We start from the raw sequence: 6,427 nt of genomic DNA, 5'->3' as shown, positions 1-6,427 counted from the left end.
TCGAACCGGGGCAGCAGCGGTTCCACCAGCTCCCACAGATCGTCCGGGACCAGCCGCAGAGCGAGGCTGCTCTCCATCACATCCATGATCAGATATGTACCCGGAGCCGCCACACAAGACACGCTCTAAGCGTCGTACCAGTCAGCGAAATCGTCGTAGCGCTGTCTGAATCTGACAACCTGAGCAGAGACCGCCACGCCCCGCCACACAATTTGCCGGCGATCTTGAAGGTCGCACTGCCCTCGCCGAACAGCGTGACCGGATCCCTGCCAACCACCGAGAGCGGTCACACCTCGGAACGCGTTGACCATCGGGGTGGCGCTGTGTGTCAACTCTCCTGACGGGCGACCAGGTCAGATCCGATGACGCAGGACCAGCGACGGGCCACCACCACCGACGCGAGGCCAGATACGGCGACGCCTGAAAAGGAGCGACGCTCCGTCACGTTCTACGGCGGTGAGTCTGGGCGAGCTGCGGAGGACCCCGCACTGCCCCTGACCAGTACCACCACGGCCGGCGAACGTCCTCCGGCTCCAAGAGCCGGAGGACGTTCGGAGCCCCCTACGCGGGGTCTACGGAGGGGGCTCGGTGGCACGCCCCAGGGACCACGGGCAGCGTACTTCCGCCCTGTCGGGGATCTCGCTTACGCTGCCCGCGGTGCGTCAGCCGAGGACGATCCCGCGGGCGTGCCCCCGGCCCGGGGGGCTGTCGACGATCGTCGCGTAGCAACGGCCGCCCGATCAGCTGATGTAGACGGATTGGATGCTGTAGTCCCGGTTCATGGTGATGGTGGCTTCGTCGCCGTCGAGTTTGAGAACGCTGACAGTGACGTAGTCGGGGTCGAGGCTGACGCTCTGGACATGACCGCCGCCGGTGTAGTCCAGTGCCGCAACCTGGGCGTCGTTGATGATCCTTTCCGCGGTGGCGGCGTCCAGGCCGGTGCTGGCAGCGAACGCCGTGGGTGTTCCGACGCCAAGCACGCCGGCTGTCATGACGCAGACGAGGGCCTTCCTGACACACATCATTGCAATGAGGTACCCGACAGCCCGTGACACACACGGGGAGGCTCGGCGCACAGGACGTAATGCTGAAGGGCCGGGGTATGAAGTGTGATCACCCCCGGTGACTGGCAGGGTTCCAGTCGTTGCATGGCAGGGTGCGACCAGGGGCACCTCGCCGCGAGACGCAGCGGCCCCAGGCCCACCGAGCCATCGGACCCTGCCATCCGGCGCGACCGAAACCCCGTCGTTTACCGGGGCCGATCACAACCTGACCGAAAACTCGGCTCAGTTACTCGCCCTTTGGTTTCTTCCTCGCTGTTTCGGGGGCCGATCTCGGCCGAATCCGGTCCGAAAGGGCGAGAAGGAAATCAAAGGGCGAGCGGGCCGCCCGATGCGCGGAGCTTTTGTCTGATTGACGGGAATTGTGACTGTGGGCGGGGATCACATCGTGGCGCCGTTGCTGGGGTAGACGTCGAGAGCGTCCTCGTGCACCGTGAGCCAGACCGGTGTTCCGCGGACCAGCCGGAGCAGGCCCAGTCGCGCGGCCGGGATCTCGGCCCGCACGGCCGGGGTGCTGGCGACGAGCACCCGGACCTGGTCGCCGAGCGCCTCGACGGAGGCCACCGGCCCGGTCAGGACGTTCACCCGGGTCTCGGGCGGCGGCTCCTGCAGGTGGACGCCGACCTCGGCGGGCCGCAACGCGACCAGCACCGCTCCGGGCGGAGTGTTCGGGGCCACCCGGAGCGCCCCGTGCACCGGTGCGCCCGGCAGACCTCCGCCGCCCCCGGCACCGGCGGTGCGAGGGTCGCCGCCGGCTGTCGGGCCGAGGGTGACCGTGCCGTTCGCGGCGGTTCCCGGGTAGAGGTTCAGGCCGGCGAGGCGGGCCACGTACGGCGTGCGCGGGCGCGTGATCACCTCGGCCGGCTCGCCTCGTTGGACCACCCGGCCGCCCTCGAGGACGGCCACCTCGTCGGCCAGGGTCAGGGCGTCCACCGGGTCGTGGGTGACCATCACGACCGGGACGTCCAGGGTGGGGAGCAGGGCGCGGATCTCGGCGCGGACCTCGAGCCGGGTGCCGGCGTCCAGGGCGGAGAGGGGCTCGTCGAGCAGCAGCATCCCGGGCCCGGGGGCGAGGGCCCGGGCGAGTGCCACCCGTTGCGCCTGCCCGCCGGACAGCGCGGCGGGGCGCAGGTGCGCGAACTCGGCCAGGCCCAGGCGGGCCAGCCATTCCAGCGCCGCCGCGCGGGCCGGGCCGCGCCGGGTCCGGTGGCGGACCCGGGGCCCGAACGCCACGTTGTCGACCGCGCTGAGATGCGGGAAGAGCAGGTAGTCCTGGAAGACGTAGCCGGCGTCGCGCCGCTCCGGGGGGACGTACCGCCCGGATGCCGGCTCGTCGAGCACCGTCCCGTCCAGGGTGATCTGCCCGTGGCGTAGCGGGACGAGGCCGGCCAGCGCGCGCAGCAGCGTGGTCTTGCCGGCGCCGTTGGGCCCGAGGACGGCGAGCGTGCGCCCGGGGGCGACGGTCAGCGCGGCGTCGAGGCGCAGGGTGCCCAGGTCGACGCCGATGCGGGCGTCCAGGCCCGTGGATTTCTCCGTCATGCGAGGCGCTGCGTTCGTCGGGCGTCCCACCAGTGGCCACGCAGGGCGACCAGGACGACGATGCTGACCACCAGCAGCACCAGAGACAGTGCCACGGCGGCGTCGGGGTCGGTCTCCATCGCCAGGTAGACCGAGAGGGGCATCGTCTGGGTGGTCTTCGGGAAGTTGCCGGCGAAGGTGATCGTCGCGCCGAACTCGCCCAGGGCCCGCGCCCAGCTCAGCACGGCACCGGCGGCGACCGCCGGCGCGACCATCGGCAGGGTCACCCGGAAGAAGGCCGTCGCCCGGCCGGCGCCGAGGGTGGCCGCCGCGTCCTCGAAGCGGCGGTCGGCGGCGCTCAGGGCGCCCTCGACCGACAGCACCAGGAACGGCAGCGCGACGAAGGTCTGCGCGATGATCACGGCGTTGGTCGTGAACGGGATCGTGACGCCGAACCAGTCGTCGAGGCGGTTGCCGACGAGGCCGCGCCGGCCCAGTACGAGCAGCAGCGAGACGCCGCCGACGACCGGCGGCAGCACCAGCGGGATGGTGACCAGCGCGCGCAGCAGGCCCCGCCCCGGGAAGGAGCCCCGCGCCAGCGCCCAGGCCAGCGGCACCCCGAACAGGACGCAGAGCACGGTCGTCACGGTGGCGGTGCGCACCGACAGCCACAGCGCGTGCCCGGTCGAGGGATCGCTCAGCAGATCGGGCAGCGCCTCCCAGGGAGCCCTGATGATCAGTGCGACGAGTGGCAGCAGGAGGAACACGGTGGCGAGCGCCGCCGGCACGGCGAGCGGCCAGGGAGCGCGGACGCGCACCTCGCGCCGCGCGCCCCGGCTGCCCCGCCGGCCCCGGCCGGCGCCGTCGCCGCGTCGGGGGAGCTCCGGTTCGACACCACCGGTCACCGCGGCGGGCACGGGTGGTGTCGAACCGGCCACCTGCCGTGCCGGACGGCCCAGAGTCACGCCGGCGGACCGAATCCCGCCTCGGTGAGCACCTTCACGCCCTCGGTGGACAGCAGCGAGTCGACGAACTGCTGCGCGGTCTCGGTCTCGTCGGAGTCGGTCAGCACCGCGATCGGGTAGCTGGTCGTCGCGTTGACGTTCGCCGGGATCTCCACGCCGACCACGTCGGCGCCGGCGGCGGCCACGTCGGTGCGGTACACCAGGCCGGCGTCCACCTCACCGAGGCGCACGGACGTCAGTACGGCCTTGACGTCCTGACCGTAGGTGACGGGGGTGACCTTCTCGCCCGCCTTGTCGAGGACCGTGGTGGCGGCGACGCCGCAGGGCACCTGTGCCTCGCACAGCGAGACCTTCACACCGGGCGTGTCGAGGTCGCCGATGTCGTCGATCCTGGCCGGGTTGTCCTTGGGTACCGCGATCTCGAGTGAGTTCGTCGCGAAGGTCGTCGGGTCCTTGGCGTGGCCCGCGTCCACGACCTCGGTCATGTTCTTCGGGCTCGCCGAGGCGAAGACGTCCGCCGGGGCACCCGAGTTGATCTGCTGCGCCAGCGCGGAGCTGGCCGCGAAGGAGAACTCGACCTTCGTCCCCGGGTGGGCGGCCTCGAACTGCTTGCCGAGCTCGGTGAACGTCTCGGTGAGCGACGCGGCGGCGAAGACCGTGATGGAGTGGGATTCCGGCGCGGCACCGGTGGTCGCGGCGGCCGGGGTCGCGGTGTCATCGTCGGACCCGCAGCCGGCGGCGACGAGCGCGAGGGCGGGCACGAGGACGAGGGGGACGGCGAGGCGCGAAACGCGGGTGGACCTGCGAGAGGCTCGGATCATCGGCACGGATGCACGATACAGCCGCAATCGCGGTTTATGAGTGGTGTATGTTCCGCGTTTACGGATAAGTAACCGCTGTCGCGCCTGGTGAGAGGGTGTAGGGGTGTCCAACGACCTGCGCGGCCGGGGCGCCGCGTTCCTCGACTTCTGGCGTGAGCGGCATCTGTGCACCCTGACGACGGTGCGCCTGGACGGCACGCCGCACGTCATCGCTGTGGGCGTCACGCTGGACGCGCAGGCCGGTGTCGCCAGAGTGATCACATCCCGCCGGTCACGCAAGGTCAGGCTGCTGGCCGGGCGCGGCGGGCTGGACGCAGCCGGGCGGGTCGCGGTGGCGGACGCGGGCTCGCGGGTCGCGGCGGTTCCTCCCACGACTTCCGGCGCGGGCGAAAAGCCTTCTGTTGACGGAGAAATGCCCGGTCGGCCGCTGTGGAACTCCCTGGCCGACCGAGGTGTGGAGCCGGTTGGCGGTGCGTCCGTGGCGGCGTCGGGTCGGGTCGGTGTGCCGGTCGCGGTGTGTCAGGTCGACGGCGGGCGGTGGTCGACGCTTGAGGGGTTGGCGGTCGTCCGGGACGATCCCGCGTCGGTCGCCGAGGCGGAGCGCCGTTACGCCGAGCGGTACCGCACCCCTCGCGTGAACCCCGACCGGGTCGTGGTGGAGATCGAGGTGACCCGGGTCCTCGGCTCGGTGTGAGGCACGCGTGCCCGTGCCGAGTGTGGGTGGTCGCAGAACACGCGGGTTCTCGGGAAATTACCTGTCCGTCATGAGTCTGTAACACATGGGGTCGGGAACCGGCGCCGCGTGGCACGTCCCGGTCAGCACGTCCCAGACGGCACCGACATCCCCGGGAGCCCAGGCGTCACAGGCGCCGCAGGCCGGTGAGCACCCGGCCGAGCAGCCCAACCTCCTGGGTCGCGTCGGTCGTGTCGAGCTGCGAGATCTCCACCAGACCCGCCGACTCGGCGTCCGTCACCAGCACCCGCACGACGCCGACCGGTAGCCGCAGCTCCGCCGCGATCTCGATCACGGACTGCGGGCGCAGGCACATCTCGACGATCGAACGTTCGTCGAGGAGCAGCTCCGGATGCCGGCGCCGCCCGTGCGCGGTCGTGCAGACCATCGCCTCGAGTGCGAGCAGGCGGCTGGCGTGAGCCCGCCCGCGGGTGGCTGTGTAGGGCCGGACGAGTTCGCCGGATGGATCTGACCAGTCGTCGGTCACCGGGTGCGAGCTCCCGTCCCGCTAGAGGCCCGCGGGTGGTTCGTGGCGTCTGGCCGGGGTCAAGGCGTCGCGGGTGCGCTTGACCAGCACTGTCATCTCGTAGCCGACCAGTCCGATGTCGCAGGTGTTGCTCGCGAGGACGGCGAGGCACGATCCGTCGCCGACGGCCATCAACAGCATGGAGCCCTGGGCCATCTCCACGATCGTCTGTGTGACAGAGCCCCCGTCCACGAACTCGGCCGCCGCCAGGGTGAGGCTGAAAAGACCGGAGGCGATGGTGCCGAGCTGGCCGGCCTGCTCCCGTGGGAAACCGTCACAGACGGCGAGGAGATGCCCGTCGGACGACGCGACGATGGCGTTGGCGACGCCCGGTACCTGATCGACGAAATTGTTGATCAGCCAGTCCAGTGACGGGCTGTCGGGGATCGTCTCGGTCACTCGTCCTCCAGCCTATCGAGGGGTGAGCCGAACGGACGTTCGGCCCGGGTCGCGCCGGGGGGCACGACCGGAGGGGACGCGCCGGGCCCCCCGAGGCCGCGGGAGCCGGTGGTACGGGAATCGGTGGCATCGGTGGCATCGGTGTCGCGGGCGTGGTTCACACCTTCGTACAGCCGGGAGAGCCGGCCCCGGATCCACTCCGGCCGTACCTCGGGCGCGGGCTGCCCCCAGCCGGAGCGGTCCGGCGTGCCGCCCCGTACCGCCGGGCCCGGGATGTGCTCCGCTTCCGTGCCGCCGGACCGGGTGCCACCGGCCGCTGGGACGCGCATCGGCAGCCCCGCCCGGGTGGTTGGCAGCGCGGCGGACCGCTCCGGCTGGGGGCAGCCCGCGCCCGAGGTACGGCC

General features: G+C 71.5%; 7 protein-coding genes and 1 pseudogene. 1 reads left to right on the top strand and 7 read right to left on the bottom strand.

All coding sequences use genetic code 11. From position 1 onward, the window contains the following. Nucleotides 1–740: 740 nt before the first annotated feature. The 4 genes from FMEAI12_RS32380 to modA all read right to left on the bottom strand — a co-directional run bounded on the left by FMEAI12_RS32380 (nucleotide 741) and on the right by modA (nucleotide 4,365). Nucleotides 741–992 carry a hypothetical protein gene (locus FMEAI12_RS32380; protein WP_071067049.1) on the bottom strand — a complete coding sequence of 84 codons (252 nt, stop codon included), beginning with the start codon at nucleotides 990–992 and terminating at the stop codon, nucleotides 741–743. A 450-nt stretch (nucleotides 993–1,442) separates the two neighbouring features. Then, nucleotides 1,443–2,600: an ABC transporter ATP-binding protein gene (locus FMEAI12_RS32375; RefSeq protein ID WP_112108984.1), complete on the bottom strand. Its 1,158-nt coding sequence runs from the start codon at nucleotides 2,598–2,600 to the stop codon at nucleotides 1,443–1,445. Then, nucleotides 2,597–3,397, bottom strand: coding sequence for an ABC transporter permease (locus tag FMEAI12_RS32370; RefSeq protein WP_368672131.1), 801 nt, complete (start codon nucleotides 3,395–3,397; stop codon nucleotides 2,597–2,599). Before FMEAI12_RS32370 ends, FMEAI12_RS32375 begins: the two co-directional genes overlap by 4 nt. A 143-nt stretch (nucleotides 3,398–3,540) precedes the next feature. Continuing rightward, nucleotides 3,541–4,365 carry a molybdate ABC transporter substrate-binding protein gene (gene modA, locus FMEAI12_RS32365; protein WP_112108981.1) on the bottom strand — a complete coding sequence of 275 codons (825 nt, stop codon included), beginning with the start codon at nucleotides 4,363–4,365 and terminating at the stop codon, nucleotides 3,541–3,543. A gap of 103 nt (nucleotides 4,366–4,468) precedes the next feature. On the opposite strand from modA, the gene FMEAI12_RS32360 reads away from it, so the two are divergent. Beyond that, entirely contained in the window at nucleotides 4,469–5,059 is a 591-nt protein-coding gene (locus tag FMEAI12_RS32360) for a pyridoxamine 5'-phosphate oxidase family protein (RefSeq protein ID WP_071067051.1), read from the top strand. A gap of 166 nt (nucleotides 5,060–5,225) precedes the next feature. On the opposite strand, the gene FMEAI12_RS32355 is transcribed toward FMEAI12_RS32360, so the two are convergent. The 3 genes and pseudogenes from FMEAI12_RS32355 to FMEAI12_RS32345 form a co-directional block, all read right to left on the bottom strand. Beyond that, entirely contained in the window at nucleotides 5,226–5,585 is a 360-nt protein-coding gene (locus tag FMEAI12_RS32355) for a DUF742 domain-containing protein (RefSeq protein ID WP_071067052.1), read from the bottom strand. 21 nt (nucleotides 5,586–5,606) lie between these two features. Further along, nucleotides 5,607–6,023 carry a roadblock/LC7 domain-containing protein gene (locus tag FMEAI12_RS32350; RefSeq protein ID WP_071067053.1) on the bottom strand — a complete coding sequence of 139 codons (417 nt, stop codon included), beginning with the start codon at nucleotides 6,021–6,023 and terminating at the stop codon, nucleotides 5,607–5,609. Then, nucleotides 6,020–6,427, bottom strand: a pseudogene (locus FMEAI12_RS32345) (hypothetical protein); the annotation flags it as partial. The gene FMEAI12_RS32350 and the pseudogene FMEAI12_RS32345, both read right to left, overlap by 4 nt.

Source organism: Parafrankia sp. Ea1.12 (genome assembly GCF_900465275.1).
Taxonomy (GTDB): domain Bacteria; phylum Actinomycetota; class Actinomycetes; order Frankiales; family Frankiaceae; genus Parafrankia; species Parafrankia soli.
Note: the sequence above shows the minus strand (reverse complement) of the source record. Positions and strands in the feature narration are given on the sequence as shown.